The sequence below is a fragment of the Planotetraspora sp. GP83 genome, assembly GCF_041262585.1.
Lineage (GTDB): Bacteria > Actinomycetota > Actinomycetes > Streptosporangiales > Streptosporangiaceae > JAOEGB01.
In genome coordinates, this window is sequence record NZ_JBGCBZ010000003.1 from 93,914 (window position 1) to 118,143 (window position 24,230).

Below are 24,230 nucleotides of genomic sequence, written 5' to 3' on the forward strand. Positions count from 1 at the left end.
GTTACAGAGTCCCCTCAAGAGCGATCCAAATCTCTCTCTTCCCGCGAGCACGACCTCACCCACAGGCGACTTTGAAGAGCCCGCATATGGCAACGTCTGGTGTTCCCCGATTTCAGGGAACACCAGACGGCGCTCTCTCTTGGGACTAGTTCCCACTACCAGTCGCTGTATCGGGTCCCGTCATATTTCATCCACGGACTGTACTGCTCACCGGGAGCGAACAGGACCCGATACGCCGGAGTATACTTGTTGTTATTCGGGTGATAGAAGAGCTTCACCTTGGGCGTAAATATGTGCTGATAGCCTTCCACCTGGCACACGGTGGTGGCGTTCATGAAGCAGTCGGCCCTTGGATTATGCCTATTCCAGATGGGGTACAGAATGAAATCCCCCCCTGTTGAAGGCTTGTCCGGGCCGGTCTCCGTGTAGTCTTTGCAGACTATCTCTTTGGATCCGCTCACCTCCACGGACACCGCACCCGTACGCGAGGTGTCGATCGACACCCCGAAAGCTCCGTTGAATCTCTTACCGAGGAAGCAGGCCGACGCGGAGCTCTCCATGTACAGGTTGCTCTTGATGTACTTGGCCTCGTTTCTCGGCCAGTTGGACGGCCCTTGGACTCGTACATAGTTGATGTTTTCGGAGATTCGCCAGGAGTCCGTGGTGGGAGTGCTCGCGATCCACGGAACATACCAGCGAGAGCAACCGTGAACGCTGAGCCACCAGCCCTTCCAGACCTTCTTCTTATTCTTCTTTTTCTCGGTGAACCGGATGAGGTTGCTCTTGGTCGAGCGATACGTGTCCTCCGTCGCATAGTAGCCGTCTCCGTTTTGTGCCCGGCCACAGGGAACACGGCGCGCTGACGTCGTCATGGTCTTCATCGAACCCGCCCTGGCCTCGGCCGGCGAGCCGCCCACGACGTTCTGATCGGCGTCATCGTCAAGGTAGAACGCGTCATCGTAGGCGAAATCGGTGGAATCCTCTTCCACATCGACCGACTCCGAGTCGACCCCCAATTCTCCGCATCGCCCGAAGGTGTAGACAACTTCGTCCGCACTGGTCTCGGAGTCCGTTTCGCCACTGGCGATCTTCGTGATGTTCCACGTCTGTTCAACCGTAGCGTTGACCTGTACTCGCCCATCAGACAGATCGCGACCAACCGCATGTGTGATCGTGACGACACTGTTCTTACGTGCGATGCCCTGCGCGTCCATGGATTGCTTTTCCGCGATCAGCGCGGGGTTGTCCAAGGCGAGCCGGGCTGTGGTCTTACCTGCGGGTGCCGCGCCGGCCGCCCACACATCCGATGCGGCACCTTCCAATACCGCGATCTGCTTCGCGTAATAGTCGTTGAGGGCTTGCACGTAGGTCGAGATTCCGCAAGGCCCTATGAGGGGCTTGGGTGTGACGCTCGTCGATTCCCAGTCGCCGGTCCCATAAACGGTGTGGGCTCTCACCTTGACTGTGTAAGTAACCCCGTTTGTGAGACCATCAATGGTCGCCGTGGGATCTGGGACATCGTACGTTCCGCGCACTGACCCATCTGGCCCCAGCACCTGGATGTCGTAGCCGTCGAGCATCGCCATTCCGCCGGTCTTCTCCGGCAGACCCCACGCTGCGATGGCACCGCTGTCGGCAGGTTCCGCCGTCAGGTTGAGCACCTTGCTCGGGGGACCAGGAGGGAAGTATGTCAGCGCCAATTTCGGTTGCTCAGACGCTTCTGGCGCTCCAAAGCCGATCGGCTCTGGGCCATCTGAGGTGATCATTACCCAGCCGTATTCGGCGTCACTCGCTGAGATGTCGGCGTGAGGCGCTGTCACGGGCAGCGTGTAACTGGTGGTGGTGTCGGCATCCTTGAGCAGATCGGCGCCATTTGTATCGGACGTGACCGGGTTTTTGAGCGGAACGACAGTGAGTGAACGATCCGCTGGACACGCGGTTGGCGGGCAGATAGCCGAACCGAGGTTCAGAACGGCATCGACCACGGCGGCCCCATCCGGAAGAGCATCCAATCGGAACCCGACGGCGGTGGCAAGCTTCTGAGGACCCTCTCCACCGACCTGGATTACCGAGGAGTCCGACAGGGCGCAGGGCGCTCCGTCGCACGCGGTGGGATCCGTCTTCCCAACCTTGATGACGAAATTGTCCTTCATCAGATTGAGGGTGTGGACGTCATCGGTTTCACTCGAAGGGGTGCCCGGCACGGTGAAGCTCACCACGTTGGTCCTGGAGCTGCATATCTCTTCCGCGCATGCTTGCATCTGCCAGCTGTAGGTGCCGCCGGCCGCAACGGTTCCCTCTGAGAGCTGGAAAGAGGCCCGCTCGCCACCGTTCACCGCGACCTGTGCCAATGGGCTGGAACCCACGGGCAGCCCGTCCTTATCAAACAGGTAGAACTTAGCACTGACCGGTCCATTAGAGGGACGGGCGACCATTCCCGAGAGGATGGGCAGGAACGGGTCTTCCATTCCTGTCTCCGGATTTGTGGGGGTCCAGGGCGCGTCGGTGGTTATGCGGTAGTACGGGGTTTCGTTGCACATCCGCGGGGTGATGCCGGCGAGACATGCCTTGATCTTGAATTTGAAGCTGTCGGGGCTGCCGAGCTTGAATTGGTTGCTGATCACCTGCCCCGAGTTGGCGCCGCTGATGGGCGGGAAGAGCTGTGCCGACGTCCTGGCCGCCACTTCGTTCGAGGGAGGGCCAGAGTGCGATGCGCTATCGACGGCGACCACGCGGTAGTAGTACTGCCCTTGCACCATGCCGCTGTCGGTGTACGACGTCGTGCTGGTCGTGGCGACCTTGGTGGTCGCCGACGGAGTGAACCCGGAGGTCGTCGATCGGTGGACCTCGTAGGTGACGCCAGGTTTGTCGTCGGTGGCCGCGCCCCAGGAAAGCGCGACGGTATCGGGGCCGGCGACCGCGGTCAGGGTGCCGGGAGCTGTCGGTGGGTTGTCCACGGGCGGAGTCCAGACGGTGACCGGCGTGGTCATGTCGCTCTGGACCTGGGCCTGGGTGAGAGCGATGTTGTAGACCCGCACCTCGTCGATCAGGCCACTGAAGTACGTGCCCGCGACGGTGTCGGCGCCGATCCGCAGCGGTGAGGTGCTCGTGTCGTTCGCACCGCTCACGGAAGTGGTGGCGACCGGAGATCCGTTGACGTAGGTCTTCACGGTCGTGCCGTCGTAGACGCTCGCGATGTGACTCCATGACCCGGTCGGCAGAGCCGTGGTCCCGGTCGCGGAGTAGCCCGTTCCTCCGATCTTGACCTGCGAGCTGGGCACGTAGGTGTAGGTCGGCATGATGGCGCACATGAAGGGAGCCGCGGTACAGGTTTTCAATCCAGCGTGCAGGCCGTAGGCCGGTCCGGACGCGGCTTCCTTGACCAGTGCCGGACGAGTCGCCCCCAGGGTCGTGGGATTGACCCAGGCTTCCAGGGTGAGTTTGCCTGTGATCCTCAAGGAGGCGGCGTCCGAGACGGTCACCGTGCTGGACGTGCCGTTGAACGACAAGGCCTGGCCGTACTTGCCCGTTGCCCAGGTCGCGGCGCTCGCCGTACCCGCGTTGCCTGTGCCGGAGACGTCCGCCACGGCGGTGCCGGTGCCTTCGTTCATCCCGTACGCGGCGACCAGACCAGGCACACCGGTCTGGGTCGGCGACGGACTTGGAGACGGGCTAGGCGTTGGAGTAGGCGATGGCGTGGCCGTCGGAACCGGAATGGGCGTGGTGGGGTCGGAGATCGACACCAGGTAGTCGAGCTTCTTGCCGTCGATCGAGGTGGACGAGTAGTTGACCTTGACGTCGCTGGTCCGCGAGATCGCGTCGTTGCCCACCATCGAGTCGATCGACTCACCCGTCACTGTGGGGATCTCCGGCGGCAGCAGGTAGTTCACGCTCAGCTTGGGCGGCGACTGGCCCGACTCGACCGAGTTGAACGACCAGTACTGGGCCGAAACCGGGTTCGGGTCGTCCGGCCAACTGGTGCGCGGGTCCTCGGTGGACTTCAGCTCCACGCCGTTGCTGGCACTGCCAGACGCCCATCCCTTGGCCATCTGGGTGACATCGAAAGTGCTGACCACGCCTGAACCGCAGCTCGGCGTGATGGTCACCGCTCCGGTCGATGATGTGCCCGGCAGGCTGCTCCAGGACAGCGAGCTCGTGCTCCACGACGACGTGATCGGCGACATCGTGATCGTGCGGGAGACGCACGAGCCGCTGTAGGAGCCCAGCAGTTGAACGCTGGCCGACTCGACGTACTTGTTCGCGAAACCGCTGGTGTCGCCGAAGCTGACGTATCCGCGCAGGAAGTTGGGGTAGATCTTGTTGGTGTAGGTGCACACGCTTCCCGTGCAGCGGCGCTCCGACTGCCAGTAGGTCCCGGTGCCCACGTTCAGGACCGACCCGGTCGAGTCCGCAGCACCCGTCTTGCTCTGCACCCAGGCGTCGGTCGTCGCGGTCAGCGTGACCGTCGGGTCGACCGTTACCGGATACGTGGTCTTCTCGTCCGCCAGGAACTTCGGGTCCGGCTTGATCACGAGCACTTGGCGGCCATCGGACTCCGTGACGACCTCGGCGTCGATCTCGCCCCGCTGGTTCGGCAGGCTTTTCACGTCCGCGCTGGGAGCCTCGGCCATGTACGGGGTGGCAGCCGAGGCCACCGTCTTGCCCTTGCTGTCGGTCAGCTTGAGCCCGCCGGCCTTGGTCTCGCCGAGCTTCAGGCCCTTGGACTGCACGGGCAGGCGGAACTCGACCGGACCGGTCGGGCGCTCGCGGAGCACCACGTCGTGCCGGAAACCCGTGGCGAGGGCGGTCACGACGAGGTCCGCGGAAGGACCGGCCGCGTTGGTGTACACCGCCTTGTTGCCCTGGATTTGCGGCTTGGGCAGCGGTGTGGGCCATTCCAGGGCGAACCGCTGCTTGTCGCTGTCGCGTTCCAGGGACGCCAGTTCAGTGTTGCCGCCGTTGCTGAACCGGATGTCCGCCTTGGCTACCTTCGGCTGGAGCGATCCATCACGTTCTGTCAGCGTTGTGTCGATCCACCGGAACGATCCGTCGACCTGCTTGACCCTGGCCGGGCCCGCCCACGTCTCCGTGGCGATATGGCCGTCGGGGTACGCCCACGACCAGCTCGATTCGGTGCCCGCCGATTTCACCTCGACCGGCTTGTTCTGCTTCTTGGCTTCGGCTATCCCCGTCCGAAGATCCGCGTCGGTATCGTCCGGCTTCGGGAAGGCTGTTTTGGACGGCGGAGGCGCCGTGAATGATGCCGGGCTTTGACTCGGCTGCGCGTCGTCCGCAGCGGCCGGTACGGCCGCTCCTGACAGCAGTGACGCCGTGACGACCGCCGCAAACAGCCGCTTCCGCGACCCCTTACCGGCTAGATCCCCTAATATCAATGATAGTGCCGATCTTCCTGACTGTCTCACTAAGAACCCCGTCTGGCAGTAAGTCGACTGTCAGGTGATCTTCTACAAGGATTTATGCTGACCTTACAAGTGATATAGATCACATTGCCCGCAAGGCGCTCACGAGCTATAGCATGCTATGAAATAGGGACATATACGAGAAATTGAAACATAACAGGGTATCGGGTAATCTGGCTTGCCCGGATTACGGGCATCATGCAACCGCCACTACTGATCGCCGGAATCGACTCGGCACACTCTCCACGGCTTCGATGGAGTCAGTTGAGCGTTCGTAGTGGAACGCCACCACGACCGTGCGGTGTGCGGACGGATCATAGAACACGTCCCGATCGGGCATCGCTCGCATACTGCTTGAGGGGCGAGCTGATATCCTGCCGGGCGCGTAAGAAGCCGTCGATGATGGCCTCGGTCTGTTCCGGATAGCTCAGATGCCAGTGCCCCAGTCCGTGGAGGCCGCTTTCGACGCAGGCGACGTTGTCGCTGCCGAGAGTTTCGCGCATCACGTCGAGCAGGACAAAATTAATCTCCCGGGACTCGGGCCGGTCCGGCCTTCCCCAGGTCGGGAAGACGTCCCACCACATGTAGCAGATGCTGTTGAGCGGCTCGTCGCCCGAGCGCCCTTCCCGTCCGTTGCTCAACACCTTCTGGCAGAGCGGCGTGAACAGTTGCCGATACAGCTGACGGATGGAGTCGGCGCACCGGACTCTCACCGCCTGGTCCACGCCCTTGTCATAGAGCCCATGAAGCATGTCGCATTCACCGACAAGGAACCACAGCCCGGCATTGATCTGCCCCGTCGAGTACTTCTCGGCGAGCCGTCCAGCCGACGAGAACAGTTCCGTCAGCCCGCGAACGACGTCGAGAGGGCCGACATCGTCCGCGTCCCCGTCCCGAAGGACGACCACACGATGCACCCACTGGTCGAAATCCATCGCGACCTCATATGTCCGTTCCGGCCCCGTCGCTTGATCTTCCCAGCACCTCGGGCTTGCCGTACGGCAGATTGGGGCAGAAGTTGTCCTTAAGACCGATAAGGACGGCGGGTCATGAAGAAGCTCATCAACGGCGTCGACACGGTGGTCACCGACGCGCTGCGCGGCCTGGCGGCGGCGCACCCCTCGCTCCGGGTGGACCTCGACAACAAGGTGATCTTCCGGAGGGACGCCCGCGCCGGGGTAAGGTCGGGCTGGTCTCCGGCGGAGGGTCCGGCCACGAGCCGCTGCACGGGGGTTTCGTCGGGTACGGCATGCTCGACGCGGCCTGCCCCGGGGAGGTCTTCACCTCGCCCGTCCCCGACCAGATGATCGAGGCCGGCAAGGGAGTGGACGGCGGAGCCGGGGTGCTCCACATCGTCAAGAACTACACCGGCGACGTGCTCAACTTCGAGATGGCGGCCGAGCTCTGCGCCGACGAGGGCGTCGAGGTGGCCAGCGTGCTCGTCAACGACGACGTCGCCGTGCGGGACTCCCTCTACACCGCCGGCCGCCGTGGCACCGGCGCGACGCTGTTCGTCGAGAAGATCGCCGGGGCCCTCGCGGAGACCGGGGCGCCACTGGCCGACGTCGCCCGGATCGGCCGGGAGGTCAACGAGCGCAGCCGGTCGTTCGGGGTCGCCCTCACGCCCTGCACCGTGCCCGCCGCCGGCAAGCCGACCTTCGAGCTGGGCGACACTGAGATCGAGCTGGGCATCGGCATCCACGGTGAGCCCGGCCGCACCCGCACGTCACACGGCGAGGCCCGCGAGATCGTACGGCCGGCCATGGGCGCCATTCACGACGACCTCCCGCTGTCCGGAGAGACGCTCGTCCTCGTCAACGGGATGGGCGGCACCCCGCTCATGGAGCTGTACATCCTGTTCGCCGAGGTCTTCGCGTACCTCCAGGAGAAGGGCGCGACAGCCGTACGCAGCCTGGTGGGAAACTACGTGACCAGCCTGGACATGCAGGGCTTCTCGGTCACGGTGTGCCAGTTGACCGACGAGCTGAGCCGGCTCTGGGACGCGCCGGTGGACCCCCGGGCTCCGCTGGGGCCGATGACGACCGCCCGCGAGGAGCCGCTGGTGGACACACCGTTCTTTTTGGCCTGGATCGAGGAGATCGCGACAGCCGTACAGGCCGAGCGTGACCGGCTCACCGAGCTCGACGCCGCGATCGGCGACGCCGACCACGGCGCGAACCTGGACCGAGGCTTCATGGCGGTACGGCAGGCGTTGGCGGACGGGCCGCCCGGGACCCACGGCGCCGTGCTGGTGCTGGCCGGGTCCACGCTGATCCGCAAGGTCGGGGGTGCTTCCGGCCCCCTGTACGGCACGGCCTTCCGGCAGATGGGGCGAACGTTGGGCGAGCCTCCGGAGGTCGCCCTGGCCGAGCTGGCCGCGGCGTTCGACGCGGCGCTGGCCGGGGTTCAGAAGCTCGGCGGGGCCGCCGAGGGCGACAAGACCATGGAGGACGCACTGGCCGCGGCGGCGGCGGTGGCGGTGGCGGTGGCGGCGGAGGCGTCGCGTCCCTGGCAGCCGTCCTCAACGCCGCCGAAGAGGCCAGGACCTTCCGCAAGCTCTGACCAGCCGGCATCTTGGGGTGATCACACACTCTTGGGGGTGATCACACACCGCACCGCGTGATCATGCACAGGCTCCCGCACATCCGCGTTGAGCTGCGACACCGCAGCGCGTGATCATGCACTCCTTCCTCGGCACCCCGTCCTACATGGCCGTCCCCCTTCGGCGATCATGCACCGCTCTCACCCGATGCGCCCGTGCATGATCACGGTCGACATCGGCGCTGGCCAGGATGCCCGGCAGGGAACGTTTGCATGATCACGCTCAAGAGGTGCGCTGCCGACGGGACACTTCCCGGAACCCGGGCATGATCACGCCGCGGGTTGGCCCTGGCCACAGGCCCCTCCGGGAGCCCGTGCATGATCAAAACCCTTCCCCTTCTTCCCTCTCCCTTTTCACTCTTTCCCTACCAGCGGAAGTAGACGAACAGGCGGCCGTGGTTCTTGGCGTCCTTGTCGATCCGGTGGTAGAGCGCCTTGATCTCCTTCTGCTCAAGAAAGCGGAGCACCTTCTTCTTGAGCTGGCCGGAGCCCTTGCCCGGGATTATCTCCACCTGGGTGGCCTTCTTCTGGACGGCCTCCTGGATGATGCCGCGCAGCGCCCGGTCGATCTCGCCGCCCTTGTTGTAGATGTCGTGGAGATCCAGCTTGAGCTTCACGGATACGAGTCTAAAGCTCGCCCCCGGCACCAAGCGGATGCCAAATCAACATAAAAAGCGATCTAGCCTTGAAAATGATCGTTAGTTAGACTCCCTGTCAGGTTCGGCCACCCACACGGGTGGCCGTTCGCTCGCCGCCCAAGGGGGAGGGGCCGTACCTTCCCATGCCAACTGGGCGGCACGACTTCTCTCTGCCTGCGGGCGGCGGGTCCTCACCGGTCTCCAGGGAGGTGTCGTGTCAAGGAAGCCCCCGCCTACCTACTTACGCACGAGCTTGCGCACGAGCGCGGTCGTCGCCGGTCTCGGCCTCATCGCCGCGATGGTCCCCGCGGGATCCGCCGCCGCGGACCCGAGTCCCACGCCGTCGCGATCCTGGAACGCTACAGCGGTCACCGGCGCCGAGCGCGTCCAGGGCGCGAAGTCCCCGAGCGGCCAGCTCGCCAAGAGCGACGAGTCTCTGCTGAAGTCGCAGTCGGCGGCTCCGGCGAGCGTCGTGGTCAAGCTCGACTACGACTCGCTCGCCGCGTACAAGGGCGGTTTGCCCGGCCTGCCGGGCACCAGCCCGTCGGTCACCGGCAGGTCGCTCAACCTCAAGAGCGCGGACGCCGCCAAATACACCAAGCACATCGAGGGCATCGAGGACACCTTCCTCAGCGAGCTGAGCAAGAAGGTCGCCGGGGCCAAGGTCGGTCAGAAGCTCCGCACGGTCTACGGCGGCGTGGCCCTCACAGTCCCCGCCAACAAGGCGGCCGACCTGCTCAAGCTGCCGGGCGTGGCCGCCGTCCAGGAGGACAAGAGGGAGCAGCCCCTCACCGACTCCAGCCCCGAGTTCATCGGCGCGAACACGATCTACAACCAGCTCGGCGGCGCGAACTCCTCGGGCAAGGGCGTCATCGTCGGCATCCTCGACTCGGGCGTGTGGCCGGAGCACCCGTCGTTCGCCGACCCGGGAACTCTCCCGGCTCCCCCGCCGAGGGCCGACGGGACCCCGCGGACCTGCGACTTCGGCGACAACCCCCTCACGCAGGCGAGCGACGTCTTCGCCTGCAACCACAAGCTGATCTCCGGCCAGCCGTTCCTCGCGACGTACAACGCGCTGGTCGGCGGCGAGACGTACCCGGACAGCGCCCGTGACTCCAACGGCCACGGCACGCACACCGCGAGCACGTCGGCGGGCGGCCCGGTGGAGCACGCGAACCCGCTCGGCATCGACCGCGGCGCGATCCACGGCATCGCCTCGGCCGCGCACGTCGCCGTCTACAAGGTCTGCGGCGCGGAGGGCTGCTACCAGTCCGACTCGGCCGCCGCGGTGGCGCAGGCCATCGCCGACGGCGTACGAGTGATCAACTTCTCGATCTCGGGCGGCTCGGACCCCTACAGCGACCCGGTCGAGCTGGCGTTCCTCGACGCGTACGCGGCGGGCGTGTTCGTCTCGGCCTCCGCGGGCAACTCGGGGCCCGGCGCGGGGACGACCGACCACCGCAGCCCGTGGGTGACCACGGTGGCCGCGTCCACCCAGGCGCGGACGTACCAGTCGACGATCACCCTGACCGGCGGGCCGTCCATCAAGGGCGCGTCGATCACGCAGGGGATCTCCACACCGCTTCCCGTGGTGCTCGCGTCGGCTCCGCCGTACAACGACGCGCTGTGCGTCAGCACGCCACCAGCCGGGCTGTTCACCGGCAAGATCGTCGCCTGCCAGCGGGGTGCCAACCGGGTGCTCAAGGGCGCCCAGGTCAAGAAGGGCGGCGCCGCGGGCATGATCCTCTACAACGCGACGCCGCTGGACATCATGACCGACAACCACTGGCTGCCCGCAGTGCACATCGACAAGCCGGAGACCGACGTGCTGCTGAGCTGGCTGAGCTCCCACCCGGGCGCGACGGCCACCTTCACCCAGGGCGAGAAGGCCACCTGGCAGGGCGACGTGATGACCACGTTCTCCTCGCGGGGACCGGGCGGCGACTTCCTCAAGCCGGACGTGACCGCGCCGGGCCTGCACATCCTCGCCGGCCAGACCCCGACTCCCGAGGCGGAGGTGGACGGCCCTCCGGGCAACCTGTTCCAGGCGATCGCGGGCACCTCGATGTCGTCGCCGCACGTCGCGGGCGCGGGCGCGCTGGTGTTCGCCCTGCACCCCGACTGGACTCCCGGCCAGGTGAAGTCGGCCCTGGAGACCACCGCCGTCACCAAGGTGACCAAGCCGGACCGGACCACGCCGGCCGACCCGTTCGACCTGGGCGGCGGCCGCATCGACCTGTCCAAGGCCGGTGACGCGGGCCTCACCATCGACGAGACGGCGGCGAACTACCTCGCCTCCGCCGCCGACCCGCTCAACCGGATCGACCTCAACCTGCCGTCGGTGAACGCGCCGACCATGCCGGGTGTGATCACGGCCAAGCGCACGCTGGTCAACGCGACCGGCAGGACGCTCACCTACTCCGCGTCGGGCACCACCGTCAGCGGGGCGAGCATCACCGTGCTGCCGCCGCTGTTCAGCGTGAAGCCGGGCAAGAGCGTCAAGGTGACCATCGTGATCGCCGCGCCGGACCTGCCCGACGGGCAGTACTTCGGCCAGGTGAACTTCAAGCAGATCGGCGGCACGAGGGAACAGCACCTCCCGGTGGCGTTCTTCCGCCAGGAGGGCGCGGTCCCGATCGACCAGACCTGCGCGCCGAGCACCATCGCCCTGAACTCGGCGGAGTCCACCTGCACCGTGTCCGTCCAGAACAACACGCTGGAGAACTCCGAGGTCACCGCCGTCAGCACGCTCAACTCCAAGCTGCGGCTCACCGGCGTCACCGGGGCCACCCAGATCGGCTCGCAGATCGTGACGGCGAAGGCGACCCTCGCGGCCAGGCAGCCGGACAAGCCGGGCATCGCGCCCGGCGAGAACCCCGCCGGCGGCTGGCTGTCACTGGCGGACTTCGGCATCGCGCCGCAGCCCATCGGTGACGAGGAGGCGCTGAACTTCAACGTCCCGGCGTACGTCTTCGCCGGCCGGACCTACAACAAGATCGGCATCGTCTCCAACGGCTACACGGTCGCGGGCGGCACCAACGGCTCGGCGGACATCGCGTTCGCGCCGCAGACGCTCCCCGACCAGGCGCCGCCGAACGGCGTGCTCGCGTCGTACTGGACCGACCTCAACGGCACCGGCGCGCCCGGCGTCTACGTCGGGACCCTCAGCGACGGGACCAACCGGTGGCTGGTCGTCGAGTGGCACGTCAACCTGTACGGCACGAGCGACCTCAAGGTCTTCCAGCAGTGGATCGGGCTCAACGGCACCGAGGACATCACCTACGCCTACGACCCCGCCCACCTGCCGGGTGACCCCGGAGCGGCCTACGGCCTGACCGTCGGCGCCGAGAACGCCGAGGGCAACGCGGGCGGCCAGATCAGCGGTCCGCCCACGCAGGACTACCGGATCACCAGCACGCCGGGCGCCCCCGGCGGCACGCTCACCTACTCGTTCAAGGCGAAGGGCGTGTCCAAGGGCACCGGCACGGTCACGACCGGGACCTCCACCCCGCAGGTGAGAGGCATCACGGTCGAGGTCGACAAGATCACCGTCCAGTAGCGCGAAGGCAGGCGGGGGGCCCGGCGGATCGTCCGCCGGGCCCCCTGGCGTCTGTCACCTCTGTCCGTGACCCCGCCGGTCACCTCTGGAGGTAGCCGACGAGGGCGTCCTTCTCGGTTTCCAGCTCCTCGATGGCGCTCTTCACGACGTCGCCGATGCTCACGATGCCCACGAGCCGGCCGCCCCGCACAACCGGGACGTGCCGTATGCGGTGGTTGGTCATGGTACGGCGGAGCTCTTCCACGTTCGTGTCAAGACCACAGGTGCGGACCTCCGCCGTCATGATGGAGGACACCGGCTGGCCGAGGACGCCCGCCCCACGCTCGTGCAGCCGCCGTACGACGTCACGCTCCGAGACGATTCCCGCGATGGTCGTGCCGTCCTCCGACACGACCACCGCACCGATGTTGAGCTTCGCCAGCGTGGCCAGTAGTTCGATGACCGTGGCATCCGGGGGGACCGTCGCCACGCTGGTTCCCTTAGCCTGCAAGATCGAGCCGATGAGCAATCGACACCGCCTTTCCGGGGCTCCGGGGGGCGAACCCCGTCTCTCGCTCCGGCCGTCCGGCGGGAGCGGCAAAGCCTGTTTTCCCAGGCAACAGTGGTTGTCCAACTCCGTCAAGACCCCTGACCCCAGGGTATGGAAAATATCGCCCCTCCCTTGTCCAGAAACATGGCCGTCAACCGGCTCTCCCCTTGAGGGCCTTTGACCCTGTGGGGGCACGGTGATCCCCAAGGTGATCCCCACGGTTTGACCGCCTCCACCGGCCTCCACTGGCCTCCGCCGGCCTCGACGGAGAAGGGCCCGGTAATGGCCCGTTCCCATGCCGCCAGTTCACTCGGTCGTCACATAGGTCCCATAGGGTGATCCGGTGCGCCCCCCACTGGCCGTGGCCGGCTACACCGACGCAGTCCTCGACGTCGTCGGAGGCACGCTCACCGAGGCGGAACGCACCCGCGCGGAACGGTTCACCCGCAAGCAGGACCGCCTCGACTTCGTCGCGGCCCACCTGCTCGTACGGCACTGCGCGGCCGAGATCCTGGGCACCCGGGCCTGCATGCTGACGGTCGTCCAGCGGTGCGACCACTGCGGCCAGGCCCACGGACGGCCGTGGCTGGCCGAGGAGCCCGCGCTGTCGATCAGCCTGGCCCACACCTCCGGGTACGTGTGCGCGGCCGCGGGCCCCGGGAGGGTCGGCGTGGACGCCGAGCACGCGACGGACGGCCCGGCGGACGAGAACCTCGCCGCGCTCGCGCTGACACCGTCCGAGTCGGCGCTGGTGGGGCGGGACAACCGCAAGCTCATCCGGCAGTGGGTGCGCAAGGAGGCTCTGGTGAAGCGCGGCGAGCTGGCCCTCGACCGGCTGCGGGACGCCGACCTGTCCGGGCTGCCGCTCGACGACGGCCTGTCCGGCAGCCTCGAATGGGACGGCCGCCACCTGCTCGAATGGACGGCGGGCACGGTGATCGCCACCGCGATCACGGACGAGCCCGCGAAGCTACGCCTGCTGGGGGGCTGACCGGCCCGGCGTCGGGTCGAGGAAGACCTGCCTGATCTCGGGGAACCGCTGGGTGAGGCACTTCTCCACCCGGTCGGAGGCCAGCTCCAGCCGCTCGCCGGTCGTCTCGTCCAGAAAGTCGATCTTGGCCGCGACCATGATCTGGTTGGGACCGATCATCAGCGTCACGAGATCTACCACGGCCTCGACCTCCGGCTGCGCCACGAGCACGGCCCGGATCTCCTCCTGCAGCATCGCGGGGGCCGCCTGGCCGATGAGGAGCGAGGCGTTGGTCCTGATGAGGACGAGGGCCACCACGAGAAGCAGCAGTCCGATGGCGATCGACGCGATCCCGTCCCAGACGGACGAGCCGGTGAGCTGCGCCATCCCGAGACCGGCGCCCGCGATCGCGATGCCGACCAGCGCGGCGATGTCCTCGTAGACGACCGCCTTGAGCATGGTGTCGGCCGTCCGCCTGAGCAGCCGGCCGGAGCTCACGTGCCACCGGCCGGCCTCCTTGCGGAGCTGCGACAGGCCCTTCCACAGGGAGACCGACTCGATGGCGAAGGACACGGCGAGCACGATGTAGGAGATCCCGATGTCGCCCAGGTCCTCGCCGTGGGTGATCGTGTGCCAGCCATGCGTGAGCGAGAAGCCGGCGCCGCCCACCAGGGTGAACCCGGCCGCGACGATGGCCCACAGGTAGCTGGCCGAGCCGTGCCCCAGCGGGTGCCGCCGGTCGGCGGGGCGCTCGCCGTGCCGGATCGCGGTGAAGAGCAGCACCTCGGTGATGGTGTCCGCGGCCGAGTGGGCGGCCTCGGAGAGCATCGACGACGACCCGCTGATGAGGCCGGCGACCAGCTTGGCCAGCGCGATGACGAGGTTGGCCGCGCCCGCCACCAGAACCGTGCCAAGGCTCTCGCCGTTCTCGTTCTCGCCCATCGCCACTCCGTCCGCTCTGCCCGGCCCCTGCGATCTTATGCTTTGCACATGGAAGACCCCCGCTGGCTCAGCCCGCAGGAGCAGCGCGCGTGGCGCGCTCATCTCGCCGCCCACCGGCTGCTGTCCCACCAGCTCGACCGGGAGCTGCAGGAGTTCGGGCTGTCACTCAGCGACTACGAGATCCTCGTCAACCTATCCGAGAGCCCCGAGCATCGAATGCGCATGAGCGAGCTCGCCGACGCCACCATCCAGTCCCGCAGCAGGCTGTCGCACCAGATCTCCCGCATGGAGGCGGCCGGCCTGGTGATCAGGGAGCACTGCGAGGACGACCGGCGCGGCACGTTCGCCGTGCTGACCGGCTACGGCTGGGACACCATCCGGCGGGTGGCCCCCGACCACGTGGCCAGCGTCCGCAGTCACTTCATCGACCTGCTCACCCCGGCTCAGGTGGCCACCGTGGAGGAGATCTACACGCAGGTCGTCGACCACCTCCAGGAGGTCCGCTCCGCCAGGTGAGGCCGTCGTCCGATCGGGCGGGTGGGCCAAACCGATACGCGCACAAGCGCGTGCCGTCGTGGACCGATCGCTACGATCCGCGTGTGAGAAGAATCGTCTGGCTGGTCGTGGCCGCCCTCCTGCTCTCGACGGCCTGCAGCTCCAAGAGCGAGGCCGCCATCCCCAGCGGCGCCGATCTGCTGAAGCGGTCCGCGGAGGCGATGAAGACCGTCAAGACCGTCGCCTTCACGATCGAGACCAAGGACCGCCCCGCCGTCCCGGTCCGGCACGCCGAGGGCAGCCTCACCAAGGAGGGCGACGCCAAGGGCACGCTGCAGATCGACTTCGGCGGCCTGCAGGAGCTCGAGTTCGTGCTGGCCGGTGACACGGTGCACTTCAAGGGCCCGACCGGCGGCTTCCAGACGATGACCCGCCAGCAGCTCGCCGCCATCTACGACCCGTCGGCGGTGCTGACCGGCGTGCCCGAGCTGCTGTCCACGGCGAAGGACCCCCGGTCGGAGGCGGTCGAGAAGGTCGGCGGCGCGGACGCCTACCGAGTGGCGGTGACGCTGGCCCAGCAGGTCCTGGCCAAGCTCATCCCCGGCGTCCAGCAGGGCGTCAACGGAACCGTGTGGATCGACAAGGCCACCAGCAGGCTCCTCAAGATCGACCTTCCGCTCAACGGCGGCTCGGTCGCCGTCACCCTCTCGGACTACGACGCGCCCGTGACGATCACGCCGCCCGCGTCATGACCGCCGTGGACAGCCGCCGCGTCGCGCTCGGCGTCGGAGGCACCGCCGTACTGCTCGCGGCACTCGACGCGTACGTGGTCGTGACCGTCCTCGTCGACCTCGCCAAGGACGTCGGCGTCCCGCTGAACCACCTGGAGCGCGCGACGCCGATCGTCACGGGCTTCCTGCTCGGCTACGTCGCGGCGATGCCGCTGCTCGGCCAGCTCTCCGACCGGTACGGCAGGCGCCCGCTCATCCACGCCTGCCTGGGTGGGTTCGCCGCCGGGTCGCTGGTCACGGCGCTGGCTCAGGACGTGCCGGGCCTGGTGGCGGGCCGTACGCTCCAGGGCGTGGCGGGCGGCGCGCTGCTGCCGATCACGATGGCGCTCGTCGGCGACCTGTGGGACGAGCGCTCCCGCCCGTTGGCGCTCGGGACCGTCGGGGCCGCGCAGGAGCTCGGCAGCGTGCTCGGCCCGCTCTACGGAGCCGGGCTGGCCGCGCTCACCGGCTGGCGCGGCATCTTCTGGATCAACGTGCCGCTCGCCCTGCTCGCCGCCGTGGCCGTGCACCGCAGCGTGCCCGCGAGGCGGGAGCCGTACGGCAAGACGCGGGTCGACGTGGGCGGCGGAGTGCTGCTCGCCCTCGCGCTGGGCCTGCTCGTGGCGGGGCTCTACAACCCGTCGCCGGACCGGTCGGTGCTGCCGCCGTGGGGCCTGCCGTGCGTGGCGGCGGGGGCGGTGGCGGCCGTGCTGTTCGTGGCCTGGGAGGTCCGCTCGCCGGTGCGCCTGCTCGACCTGACGGGCGTGCCCCGGCGGCCGCTGCTCGCGACGCTCGCGGTGAGCTTCCTCGCCGGGGCCGCGCTGCTGGTCACGCTCGTGGACGTGCAACTGGCCGCGCAGACGCTCCTGGACAAGGACACCGTGGGCGGCGCGCTGGTCCTGACCCGCTTCCTGGTCGCGCTGGCCGTCGCGGCGTTCTTCGGCGGGGCGCTGACCCGGCGCTTCGGCGAGCGGCCGGTGGCCGTGGCCGGGATGGCGGTCGCCGCCGCCGGCTACCTGATGATCTCCCGCTGGCCCGCCGACCTGGCCGCCGCCGGCTGGCGGGTGGACGCCGACCTGGTCGTCGCCGGGCTCGGGCTGGGCGCCGTCATCGCGCCGGTCTCGTCGGCGGTGCTGCGGGTCGTGCCCGCCGTACAGCACGGGGTGGCGTCGGCGGCCGTCGTGGTGGCGCGGATGATGGGCATGCTGCTCGGCGTGGCGGCGCTGTCCGCCTGGGGCTTCCACCGCTTCCAGTCGCTCACGGCGAACCTCGACACGCCGCTGCCGATCGGTGTGGACGCGGTGGAGTACGCCAGGAGGGTGGCCGGCTACACCGCCAAGGTCAGGGCGGCCCTGCACCTCGAATACTCCGAGATCTTCCTGATCACGGCGGTCCTGTGCGCCATCGGCGCGGTGACGGCCCTCGCCCTCCCCCGGCGCGAACGCGGCAGGAGCGTGGCCGGCAGTCCCGTCGCGGAAGCCCACCCGTCCTGACGCAGGCGTCGACGCCGAACCGGGCGGCGGTGAGATTTCCCGGTGGTGAGATTTCCCGGTCCGGCAGGGACGAGTGTCCCGTGCGCCCGGGACGCCGCGCGCCGCACCATGGCCCCGTAAGACGCAAGTCCGTACGGCCCCGCAGAACCCCCGGGGCTTTCCCGCTCGCTTAAGGAGCCCCCCATGCGCAAGGCCTACTTCGTGCTGACGGTCCTGCAACTCGTCGCCGTGCTCGCCCAGTTCTACTTCGCCACCTTCGGCGCGTTCGAGACACCCCATCCGGCGCCCGGCGACCCCAACGCCGCCATCGGCTACCACGTGATGAACGGGACGATGATCATCCCGCTGATCTCGCTGATCACCACCATCGCCGCCGCTTTCGCCAAGGCCGGCGGCAGGCTCATCGGCCTGTCGATCGTGCCGTTCGTGCTCGTCGCGGTGCAGCTGTTCGTCATCTTCCCGCTGGCCGAGATCGCCGGCGCGACGGAGACGAAGACGACCACCGCCGGCCTCGCCGTCCTGGGCTTCCACGCTCTCGACGGGGTGGCGATCCTCGCCGTGGCCGTCATCTTGGTCCGCAAGGCCCGCGCCCTGGCGAAGGACACGACCGTCCTGACGCGGTCCGGCACCGGGGTGACCACGCCAGCGTGACGACGGCCCAGCTGATCGCCCTCGATCAGATCCTGTTCATCCTGGTCGCGGCGGTGTGGGCCGCGGCCGGGGGCGTGGCCCTGACGGCGGCGCGGCAGCCTCGCGAGGCCGCCCGCCGCACCTTCCTGGCCGCCGCGGCGCTGTGCGCCGCGGCGATCGCCGTGACCGCCCTCCGGCTGCTCGTCACCGTCGGCCTCGCCCGCGCGGGCTGGTCGTTAGTCGCCGAGAAGGTGACCCTCGCCCTTCCGCTGGTCGTCGTTCCGGCGCTCGCCTCGGCCGTGATCAGCCTGCCCCGGCTGCTGCGGCCGGGCCCGGAACCGTCCGCCCGGCGTGTCGCGTTCCCCCTCCTGGTGACCGCCTACGGAGCGGCCGCCGGGATCATATGCGGCGTCGTCATCTCCTACCCCGTGACGGCCGGCGGGGTCGTGGCCGTCCTGGCCCTCTTCTCCGGTGCCTCCGCCCTCACGTGGCGGCTCCTCACTCCCGGGCCTCTTTCTCCTGGACGTCTTTCTCCGGGACGCCGGTCCGGCGACCGGTGGCGGCTCGCCGGGGTGAGCGTGCTCCTCGTCGCCTTGATCTGGGCGGTATCGGGAAACTGGTCCGGCGGCCACCTCCACGCCGGGCACGACGCGACGGCCTTCGGCGTCCCCGTCGACCAGTTGCTCGGCCCCTCTGGCAGGGAGGCCCGCCGGTTCACGCTCACCGCGCGGCCCGCCACGGTCCGCCTGCCGTCCGGGCGGACGGTCGAGGCGTGGTCGTTCAACGGCCAGGTGCCCGGCCCGGTGTTACGTGTCCGCCAGGGCGACCTGGTGGAGGTCACCCTGCTCAACCGGCTGCCCGGCCAGCCGGTCACCATCCACTGGCACGGCTACGACGTGCCCGGCGGTGAGGACGGCGTCCCCGGCGTGACGCAGGACGCGGTGAAGCCGGGCCAGTCGCACGTCTACCGGTTCCGGGCCACCGATCCCGGCACGTACTGGTACCACAGCCACCAGAACTCCAGCCTCGCCGTGCCACGCGGCCTGTTCGGGATGCTCATCGTCGATCCCGCCCAGCCGCCGAAGGGGGATCACACGGTCGCGCTGCACACGTTCGGCGACCGCCTCACGATGTCGGTCGACGGCTCCGCGCCCACCGACGAGCGCGCCACGGCGAGCATCCCCCCTGGCAGCCCGGTGCGGCTCCGGATCGTGGACACCGACTCCCTGCCGCTGACCCTCGGGCTCAGCGGCGTGCCGTACCGGATCGCGGCGGTGGACGGCGGCGACGTGCCGGGGGCGACGGACCTGACCGGGCGGCGCCTGCACCTGGCGGCGGGCGGGCGCTACGACCTGACCTTCACCATGCCGTCCCGCCCGGTCCTGCTGTGCGCCGAAGGTCATCCCGGCTTGCTGATCAGGAACCCGGGCCCCGGCGCCCCGGCCCCCGCGGCCGCCTCGGGGCCGGTCGTCGACATCACGCGGTACGGCTCGCGCGTCCCGGTGCCCGGCCGGTTCGACCAGGAGGTCACCTGGGTGCTGGACAGGACGCTGGCCCTCGTGGACGGCGTGCCGAAGCTCGGCTACACGGTCAACGGCAAGGCCTGGCCTTACATCCCCACCCCGCTCGTACGGCAGGGCCAAACCATCAAGATCACGGTGGTGAACCGGGGCAGGGACACCCATCCCATGCACCCGCACGGCCATCACGTCCAGATCCTGTCCCGCGACGGGGTCCGGGCCAACGGGCTGCGGATGGACACCTTCGACGTCGCTCCCGGCGAGGTCTGGGAGGTCGCCCTCATAGCGGACAATCCGGGCATCTGGATGTCGCACTGCCACGACCTCAACCACGCCGCCCAGGGCATGGAGTTCCACCTGGCCTACGAGGGGATCACCACCCCCTTCGACGTGTCGGCGGGCAACCATCCCGCCTGAGGCCCGCGTGAGGCCCGCGTGAGGCCCGCTTGACGCCCGTATGAGGCGCTCCTGAGGCCCGCCTGACCGGCCTCAGGAGCGGAGGTAGGCGAGCACCGCCAGGACGCGGCGGTGCTGGTCGCCGTCCTCGGCGTGGAGGCCGAGCTTCGCGAAGATGCCGCGGATGTGCTTCTCCACCGCGCCGTCGGTGACGACGAGCCGGCGCCCGATTGCCGGGTTGGATTTGCCCTCGGCCATCAGCCCGAGGACCTCCCGCTCGCGCGGCGTCAGCGAGGCGAGGGGGTCGTCGCGGCGCCGCCGTACCATCAGCTGCGCGACCACCTGGGGGTCGAAGACGGTCCCTCCGGCCGCCACGCGGCGCAGGCCGTCCATGAACTCCTCGACGTCGACGACGCGGTCCTTCAGCAGGTAGCCGACCCCGCCGCGGGCATCGGCCAGCAGGTCTTCGGCGTAGGACACCTCGACATACTGCGAGAGGATCAGCACGGGCGTGCCCTCGACCTTCTCCCGAGCCTCGACCGCGGCCTTGAGCCCCTCGTCGGTGAAGGACGGCGGCATCCGGACGTCCACCACCGACACGTCGGGCCGGTGCCCGGCGACGGCCTCGACCAGGTCCTTCCCGGTGCCGACGGCCGCAACGACCTCGCAGCCGAACTCCTCCAGGAGCCGGACCAGGCCCTCCCTGATCAGGACGGCGTCATCGGCCACCACTACCCGCACGGAACCTCCGCCACGATCATCGTCGGCCCGCCGGCCGGAGACCGCACGGCCAGCTCGCCCTCCACCGCCCGCAGCCGGTCGGCCAGGCCGGACAGGCCGTGCCCCTTGGCGACATGCGCGCCGCCCACTCCATCATCGCCGATCGTCAGCAGCAGCGAGTCGCCGATCCTCGCGAGGGTGACCGAGCACGACGTGGCCCGGCTGTGCTTGGCCACGTTGGCGAGCGCCTCCGCGGTGACGAAGTAGACCGTGTTCTCCACCAGCGCGGGGAACCGCTCCGCGACCTGGACGTCGAGCTCCACCGGGACCGTGCAGCGGCTCGCCAGGGCGGCCAGCGCCGGGGCGAGCCCGCGGTCGGCCAGGATGGGCGGGGCGATGCCGCGTGACAGGGCGCGGAGCTCGTCGAGCGTCTCGCGGGTCGCGGTGATGGCCTGCCCGATGGTCGCATGGGCCGCCGAGGCGTCCCGCTCCAGCTCGCGCTGCGCCCGGGACAGCTCCATGGCCAGGTGGACGAGGCGCTGCTGCGGGCCGTCGTGGATGTCCCGCTCCAGCCTGCGCAGCGCGTCCGCCTCCGCGTGGGCGGCGGCGTTGCGCCCCTCGGTCAGGTCGTCGATGCGCTCGCGCAGCTCGGCCACGCCCGTCAGCAGCGCCTTCCCCAGGGACGCCTGCAGTACGGCACAGCCGCGGACGACCGGATAAAGCGTGAGCCCGGACAGCAGACCGAGCACGACGTAGAACACGCTGTCCACGACATAGCCCCTGCCGAGGCCGAGCAGCTCGGGAAGCTGATGGTTGCCGGGGATGTTCGAGGTGATCCACCCGAAGAGGGGATATGTCAGCCCGAAGACCGTCACCGCCCACCACATCACCGTCACGCAGAATGTCGCGATGGCGACCGGGAACGCCACCACGGCGTGGAGCACGTCCAGCCACGGCTGCCCGCCCGTCAGCGGCGCGACCATCCGGCGGACCAGGCCGGCGCCCGGGGGCGCGACCGGGTAGCGGGGGCGGGCCACGTCCCTGCCGAGCACCGCGCGCAGCCGCAGCCGCTCGACGTCGCCGAGCCCTCGCGCCACGAGCATCGTGAGGGCGAGGACCGGCACTCCCACCCAGACCACCACGAGCCCCGCGCCCGCCGACATCCCGGCGATGACGAGGCAGAACGCGAGGGTCGCGAGGGGCAGGCCGAGCAGCAGGTAGGCGGTGTCGCCCGCCAGGCGGGGCAGGAGTCTTCGCATGGTCCCAACGCTATTTCCCCGGGTCCGCCCGATCGATCCCGTGGCCGGGAGTCTCCCTGGTAGTGCAGGCCCTACTGCTCTTGTCCGGTCATCGGGCGATGGAAAGCATTTTCTTATCGCCGCCATGGCCCGGCGCCGTACGGCACGGCGGCGGGGGGCTACTTCTTCTTGCGCTTCTCGCGGATCTTCATCGTGACCTCGATCGGGGAGCCGGCGAAGCCGAACTCCTCGCGGATGCGCCGCTCGATGAAACGCCGGTAGGTCTCCTCCAGGAATCCCGAGGTGAACAGCACGAACTTGGGCGGCTCGGTCGACGCCTGCGTGGCGAACAGGATCTTGGGCTGCTTCCCCCCGCGGACCGGCGGCGGCGTGGCCTGCACCAGCTCGGTGAGGAACTGGTTGAGCCGGGCCGTCGGCACCCGCGTGCCCCAGGACTCCAGCGCCCGCTCGATCGCCGGGGTCAGCTTCTCGAGGTGGCGGCCGGTCTTCGCGGAGATGTTGACCCGGAGCGCCCACGGGGTGCGGACGAGCTGACGGTCGATCTCCTTCTCCAGGTAGTAACGCCGGTCCTCGTCGACCAGGTCCCACTTGTTGAACGCCACGACCATGGCGCGGCCCGACTCGATGACGAGGCTGATGATCCGCAGGTCCTGCTCGGTGAGCACGTCGGAGGCGTCGATCAGGACGACGGCGACCTCCGAGCGCTCCAGGGCGGCCCGCGTGCGCATCGCCGCGTAGAAGTCGGCGCCCTTCAGCTCCCTGTCGCGGCGGCGGATGCCGGCCGTGTCGATGAAGCGGTAGGTCCTGCCGCCGAGCTCCACCAGCTCGTCGACCGGGTCGCGGGTCGTGCCGGCCATGGGGTCGACGAGCACCCGCTCCTCCCCCGCCACCTTGTTCAGCAGCGACGACTTGCCCACGTTGGGCTTGCCCAGCAGGGCGACCCGGCGCGGGCCCCGCTGAACGCCGAAGGTCTGCGGCGGCGTCTCGGGCAGCGCGTCGAGCACCACGTCGAGCAGGTCGCCGCTGGACCGGCCGTGCAGGGCGGAGACGGCCTGCGGCTCGCCGAGGCCCAGCGACCAGAGACCGGTCGCCTCAAGCTCCATCTGCTGGTTGTCGACCTTGTTGGCCGCCAGCACGACGGGCTTGCCCGAGCGGCGCAGGACGCTCCCGACGGCCTCGTCCGAATCAGTCACGCCCACGCTGGCGTCCACCACGAACAGGATCACGTCGGCCAGCTCAGCCGCGATCTGGGCCTGCTCCGCGATGCGCAGCGCCATGCCGGTGGCGTCGGGGTCCCAGCCGCCGGTGTCCACCAGCGTGAAGCGGCGGCCCCGCCAGGTCGCCTCGTAGGTGACGCGGTCACGGGTCACGCCCGGAACGTCCTCCACGACGGCCTCGCGGCGGCCGATGATGCGGTTGACCAGCGTGGACTTGCCCACATTGGGGCGGCCCACCACGGCGACGACCGGGAGCGGGCCCGCGTCGGGCTCCTCCTTGGCCTCGTCACCGGAAAGCTCGGCGAGCTCGGCCTCGATCCAGCCGCTCTCGTCGTCGTATTCTTCCCCCGTCACGTCCCTGCCCATCGCTTCCTCTCCCGATCCTGGAGAGGATCAGGCTCGCTCCTTGACGAGCCGCAGAACCTCGGCGATAACGTCGTCCAGGGTCAGCGGCGTGGTGTCCAGCTCGATCGCGTCCGCCGCCGGTGTCAGCGGGTCGGCCTTGCGCGTGGAGTCCAGCCTGTCGCGGCGCGCCATGTCGGCCTTCTGCGCCTCCACGGTGGTGCCGTCCAGCTCGGCCGTACGGCGCTGGGCGCGGGCTTCGGCGCTCGCGGTCAGGTAGATCTTGACGGCGGCGTCCGGGGCGACGACCGTGCCGATGTCCCGGCCCTCCACGACGATCCCTCCGCCGGGCAGGGACTCCGCGATGATCTCCCGCTGCAGTGCCACCAGGCGGCGGCGCACCTCGGGAACGGCGCTCACGGCCGACACGGCGCCCGTCACGTCCTGGCCGCGGATCGGGCCGGTGACGTCGGTGCCGTCCACGGTCACGCCGGGCGCGTCCGGGTCGGTGCTCATGGCCAGCGCCGGCTCGTCCGCGAGGGCCGCGATGGCCGAGGGATCGGCCAGATCGACGTCCCGCTGGAGCATCCACCAGGTCACCGCGCGATACATCGCGCCCGTGTCGAGATAGCGCAGGCTCAGCGCCCGCGCGACGCCGCGCGAGGCGCTCGACTTGCCCGACCCCGAAGGACCATCCATGGCGACGACCAGACCCGGCACGGTCTCTCC

At 68.9% G+C, this 24,230-nt stretch carries 18 protein-coding genes; 9 read left to right on the forward strand and 9 right to left on the reverse strand.

Annotated elements, in window-relative coordinates:
* Positions 1-155: 155 nt before the first annotated feature.
* Positions 156-5,393: a LamG-like jellyroll fold domain-containing protein gene (locus ABH927_RS05275; RefSeq protein ID WP_370018573.1), complete on the reverse strand. Its 5,238-nt coding sequence runs from the start codon at positions 5,391-5,393 to the stop codon at positions 156-158.
* Positions 5,394-5,734: 341 nt separating this feature from the next.
* Positions 5,735-6,355 carry a hypothetical protein gene (locus tag ABH927_RS05280; RefSeq protein WP_370018575.1) on the reverse strand — a complete coding sequence of 207 codons (621 nt, stop codon included), beginning with the start codon at positions 6,353-6,355 and terminating at the stop codon, positions 5,735-5,737.
* 114 nt (positions 6,356-6,469) lie between these two features.
* On the opposite strand from ABH927_RS05280, the gene ABH927_RS05285 reads away from it, so the two are divergent.
* Positions 6,470-6,727 (forward strand): hypothetical protein, encoded by a 258-nt coding sequence (locus ABH927_RS05285; RefSeq protein WP_370019058.1) that lies wholly within the window; start codon positions 6,470-6,472, stop codon positions 6,725-6,727.
* Positions 6,643-8,043 (forward strand): dihydroxyacetone kinase subunit DhaK, encoded by a 1,401-nt coding sequence (locus ABH927_RS05290; RefSeq protein WP_370019035.1) that lies wholly within the window; start codon positions 6,643-6,645, stop codon positions 8,041-8,043. Before ABH927_RS05285 ends, ABH927_RS05290 begins: the two co-directional genes overlap by 85 nt.
* Positions 8,044-8,386: 343 nt before the next feature.
* Here ABH927_RS05290 and ABH927_RS05295 read toward each other — a convergent pair whose 3' ends face one another.
* A complete protein-coding gene (locus tag ABH927_RS05295) occupies positions 8,387-8,638 on the reverse strand; it encodes a Smr/MutS family protein (RefSeq protein WP_203880454.1) in 252 nt (83 codons plus the stop codon).
* Positions 8,639-8,873: 235 nt separating this feature from the next.
* Between ABH927_RS05295 and ABH927_RS05300 the strand changes: the two genes are divergently transcribed.
* Positions 8,874-12,218 carry a S8 family serine peptidase gene (locus ABH927_RS05300; RefSeq protein ID WP_370018576.1) on the forward strand — a complete coding sequence of 1,115 codons (3,345 nt, stop codon included), beginning with the start codon at positions 8,874-8,876 and terminating at the stop codon, positions 12,216-12,218.
* Between the two features lie 79 nt (positions 12,219-12,297).
* On the opposite strand, the gene ABH927_RS05305 is transcribed toward ABH927_RS05300, so the two are convergent.
* Positions 12,298-12,726 (reverse strand): CBS domain-containing protein, encoded by a 429-nt coding sequence (locus tag ABH927_RS05305; protein ID WP_370018578.1) that lies wholly within the window; start codon positions 12,724-12,726, stop codon positions 12,298-12,300.
* Positions 12,727-13,090: 364 nt separating this feature from the next.
* Between ABH927_RS05305 and ABH927_RS05310 the strand changes: the two genes are divergently transcribed.
* Positions 13,091-13,738 carry a 4'-phosphopantetheinyl transferase superfamily protein gene (locus ABH927_RS05310; RefSeq protein WP_370018580.1) on the forward strand — a complete coding sequence of 216 codons (648 nt, stop codon included), beginning with the start codon at positions 13,091-13,093 and terminating at the stop codon, positions 13,736-13,738.
* Here the strand turns inward: ABH927_RS05310 and ABH927_RS05315 are convergent.
* On the reverse strand, positions 13,718-14,659 hold the full coding sequence (locus ABH927_RS05315; RefSeq protein WP_370018582.1) for a cation diffusion facilitator family transporter: 942 nt from the start codon (positions 14,657-14,659) through the stop codon (positions 13,718-13,720). The genes ABH927_RS05310 and ABH927_RS05315 overlap by 21 nt on opposite strands.
* A 48-nt stretch (positions 14,660-14,707) precedes the next feature.
* On the opposite strand from ABH927_RS05315, the gene ABH927_RS05320 reads away from it, so the two are divergent.
* The 5 genes from ABH927_RS05320 to ABH927_RS05340 all read left to right on the forward strand — a co-directional run bounded on the left by ABH927_RS05320 (position 14,708) and on the right by ABH927_RS05340 (position 19,984).
* Positions 14,708-15,175 (forward strand): MarR family winged helix-turn-helix transcriptional regulator, encoded by a 468-nt coding sequence (locus tag ABH927_RS05320; RefSeq protein ID WP_370018583.1) that lies wholly within the window; start codon positions 14,708-14,710, stop codon positions 15,173-15,175.
* An 83-nt stretch (positions 15,176-15,258) separates the two neighbouring features.
* A complete protein-coding gene (locus tag ABH927_RS05325; RefSeq protein WP_370018585.1) occupies positions 15,259-15,906 on the forward strand; it encodes an LppX_LprAFG lipoprotein in 648 nt (215 codons plus the stop codon).
* Positions 15,903-17,417 (forward strand): MFS transporter, encoded by a 1,515-nt coding sequence (locus ABH927_RS05330; protein WP_370018586.1) that lies wholly within the window; start codon positions 15,903-15,905, stop codon positions 17,415-17,417. The genes ABH927_RS05325 and ABH927_RS05330 overlap by 4 nt, the downstream gene beginning before the upstream one ends.
* A gap of 183 nt (positions 17,418-17,600) precedes the next feature.
* Positions 17,601-18,068 (forward strand): DUF6220 domain-containing protein, encoded by a 468-nt coding sequence (locus tag ABH927_RS05335; RefSeq protein WP_370018588.1) that lies wholly within the window; start codon positions 17,601-17,603, stop codon positions 18,066-18,068.
* Positions 18,065-19,984 carry a multicopper oxidase family protein gene (locus ABH927_RS05340; protein ID WP_370018590.1) on the forward strand — a complete coding sequence of 640 codons (1,920 nt, stop codon included), beginning with the start codon at positions 18,065-18,067 and terminating at the stop codon, positions 19,982-19,984. The genes ABH927_RS05335 and ABH927_RS05340 overlap by 4 nt, the downstream gene beginning before the upstream one ends.
* Positions 19,985-20,056: 72 nt before the next feature.
* On the opposite strand, the gene ABH927_RS05345 is transcribed toward ABH927_RS05340, so the two are convergent.
* The 4 genes from ABH927_RS05345 to cmk form a co-directional block, all read right to left on the reverse strand.
* Positions 20,057-20,704 (reverse strand): response regulator, encoded by a 648-nt coding sequence (locus tag ABH927_RS05345; RefSeq protein WP_370018591.1) that lies wholly within the window; start codon positions 20,702-20,704, stop codon positions 20,057-20,059.
* Positions 20,695-21,942 carry a sensor histidine kinase gene (locus tag ABH927_RS05350; protein WP_370018592.1) on the reverse strand — a complete coding sequence of 416 codons (1,248 nt, stop codon included), beginning with the start codon at positions 21,940-21,942 and terminating at the stop codon, positions 20,695-20,697. The genes ABH927_RS05345 and ABH927_RS05350 overlap by 10 nt, the downstream gene beginning before the upstream one ends.
* A gap of 158 nt (positions 21,943-22,100) precedes the next feature.
* Positions 22,101-23,525: a ribosome biogenesis GTPase Der gene (gene der, locus ABH927_RS05355; RefSeq protein ID WP_370018594.1), complete on the reverse strand. Its 1,425-nt coding sequence runs from the start codon at positions 23,523-23,525 to the stop codon at positions 22,101-22,103.
* 27 nt (positions 23,526-23,552) lie between these two features.
* Complete coding sequence (gene cmk / locus ABH927_RS05360; protein ID WP_370019037.1) at positions 23,553-24,200, reverse strand: (d)CMP kinase; 648 nt, start codon at positions 24,198-24,200, stop codon at positions 23,553-23,555.
* Between the last annotated feature and the right edge of the window lie 30 nt (positions 24,201-24,230).

Bases quoted from the DNA above. Each gene is read 5' to 3' on its own strand.
- cmk (WP_370019037.1), bottom strand. From the start codon at position 24,200: ATGGATGGTCCTTCGGGGTCGGGCAAGTCGAGCGCCTCGCGCGGCGTC.
- der (WP_370018594.1), bottom strand. From the start codon at position 23,525: ATGGGCAGGGACGTGACGGGGGAAGAATACGACGACGAGAGCGGCTGG.
- ABH927_RS05330 (WP_370018586.1), top strand. From the start codon at position 15,903: ATGACCGCCGTGGACAGCCGCCGCGTCGCGCTCGGCGTCGGAGGCACC.
- ABH927_RS05335 (WP_370018588.1), top strand. From the start codon at position 17,601: ATGCGCAAGGCCTACTTCGTGCTGACGGTCCTGCAACTCGTCGCCGTG.
- ABH927_RS05320 (WP_370018583.1), top strand. From the start codon at position 14,708: ATGGAAGACCCCCGCTGGCTCAGCCCGCAGGAGCAGCGCGCGTGGCGC.
- ABH927_RS05315 (WP_370018582.1), bottom strand. From the start codon at position 14,659: ATGGGCGAGAACGAGAACGGCGAGAGCCTTGGCACGGTTCTGGTGGCG.
- ABH927_RS05285 (WP_370019058.1), top strand. From the start codon at position 6,470: ATGAAGAAGCTCATCAACGGCGTCGACACGGTGGTCACCGACGCGCTG.
- ABH927_RS05280 (WP_370018575.1), bottom strand. From the start codon at position 6,355: ATGGATTTCGACCAGTGGGTGCATCGTGTGGTCGTCCTTCGGGACGGG.
- ABH927_RS05350 (WP_370018592.1), bottom strand. From the start codon at position 21,942: ATGCGAAGACTCCTGCCCCGCCTGGCGGGCGACACCGCCTACCTGCTG.